This is a genomic window from Fastidiosibacter lacustris, assembly GCF_003428155.1.
Classification (GTDB): Bacteria; Pseudomonadota; Gammaproteobacteria; order Francisellales; family Francisellaceae; genus Caedibacter; species Caedibacter lacustris.
Genome location: NZ_QLIR01000043.1, coordinates 1 through 2,169 on the forward strand (window position 1 = coordinate 1; position 2,169 = coordinate 2,169).

The 2,169-nt window shown below is 39.8% G+C and carries 1 protein-coding gene; it reads left to right on the plus strand.

What is annotated here, in order from left to right:
* The coding region (locus tag DNJ77_RS09770; protein WP_204723398.1) for a beta strand repeat-containing protein at window positions 1-2,169 on the plus strand (2,169 nt) is incomplete at both ends.

Here is a 2,169-nt window from a genome sequence, read left to right on the forward strand (position 1 = left end):
CGGTGATTACCGATGATGGTACAAATGTAACCGTTGATAGTGATGGTGATGGTGTTTTAGATGTCACTGGACCCAGTGGTTCAAACTATGTCAATAATGGCGATGGTACATTTACCTTCACCACATCAGATGGTGACAGTGTAACCTTACCAAATAACAACAATGCAATTATTGGAAGCGGTGATGACGGTGAGACAGTTGTTGATCTAGATGGCGATGGGACAGTGGATGTTACGGTTCCGGATAACTCACAAGTGATTGATAATGGAGATGGTACGATAACCGTGATTACCGCAGATGGTGACAGTGTAACCTTACCAAATAACAGCAATGCGATTATTGGAAGCGGTGATGACGGTGAGACAGTTGTTGACCTAGATGGCGATGGTACAGTGGATGTTACGGTTCCAGATGATTCACAAGTGATTGATAATGGAGATGGTACGATAACCGTGATTACCTCTAATGGCAGCGAAGTGATTGTTCCAGATAATAGTAATGCGGTGATTACCGATGATGGTACAAATGTAACCGTTGATAGTGATGGTGATGGTGTTTTAGATGTCACTGGACCCAGTGGTTCAAACTATGTCAATAATGGCGATGGTACATTTACCTTCACCACATCCGATGGTGACAGTGTGACCTTACCAAATAACAGCAATGCGATTATTGGAAGCGGTGATGACGGTGAGACAGTTGTTGACCTAGATGGCGATGGTACAGTGGATGTTACGGTTCCAGATGATTCACAAGTGATTGATAATGGAGATGGTACGATAACCGTGATTACCTCTAATGGCAGCGAAGTGATTGTTCCAGATAATAGTAATGCGGTGATTACCGATGATGGTACAAATGTAACCGTTGATAGTGATGGTGATGGTGTTTTAGATGTCACTGGACCCAGTGGTTCAAACTATGTCAATAATGGCGATGGTACATTTACCTTCACCACATCCGATGGTGACAGTGTAACCTTGCCAAATAACAACAATGCGATTATTGGAACCGGTGATGACGGTGAGACAGTTGTTGATCTAGATGGCGATGGTACAGTGGATGTTACGGTTCCAGATGGTTCACAAGTGATTGATAATGGAGATGGTACGATAACCGTGATTACCGCAGATGGTGACAGTGTAACCTTACCAAATAACAACAATGCAATTATTGGAAGCGGTAATGACGGTGAAACAGTTGTTGATCTAGATGGCGATGGCATTGCAGATGTGATTGTACCAAGAGGATCGATTATTAGAGAAGCTGATACAGATTATCTTACTATTGAAACAGCAACAGGAGATCAGATTCTTGCTAAACGAAATTCAGCTACAAACTTAACTGTTCAAAAAATAAATACAGTTTTGAGTACTGACACTAATGCTCTTAGAGTTTCTGTTAATGCAGAGGGTAATTATGTTATTAATGGAAGCCTTTTTGGCTTTACTTCTGGTTTAACTTCACCATCCACCAACCTTGTTGCCTATGAACAACTCTATGCTGGTTTTACAGACGGTAATATTGCTAATATCGTTCATAGTAACTTTAGTTCAGGGGAAGGTACGGTTAATAATCCTTTATTTGGAGAAATCAATGCTGGTCAAAAGGTGGTGATTGCAAGTATATTAAATAGTGATAGTGTAGAGGCTATTGTCAAAGGCTTAAGCACAGCCGAGGGAAATATAGAAATCATTCGTTTAGGAAATAGAATTGACATTATTCTTAATGTCAATCCTAATTACATTGGACCTGCTGAGTTGGAGTTATCAGTTTATAAAGATAATGTTTTACAAGATGTGCAACATATTAAGTTTGCAATCAATGGACAATCAAACTTGGTTCTCGATCAAGCATCAAGTGGTGGTTTAGGTTCTAGACAAATAGAACAAGTTGATGCGAGATCAACAACACCATTAAAAGAGGAAGTTGCCTCATCTGTAGGCAAAGGCGCTAAAGAAAGTTTGATATCAACCTCATTGACTCTGTTGGAAGGTCAATTTAAACAGGCGTTAAATGCGGGTGAATCTGTTGATAAACTCTCTAATATTGCAATGAATTTGGTAAGACAGGAAATAGAAAAAGGGCTAGATGTTAATAATAACATTGTAATCAAGAGTACTATACAGCAAGCAATCGAGGCACAATTGTCGACAAAAAGTATAGGTA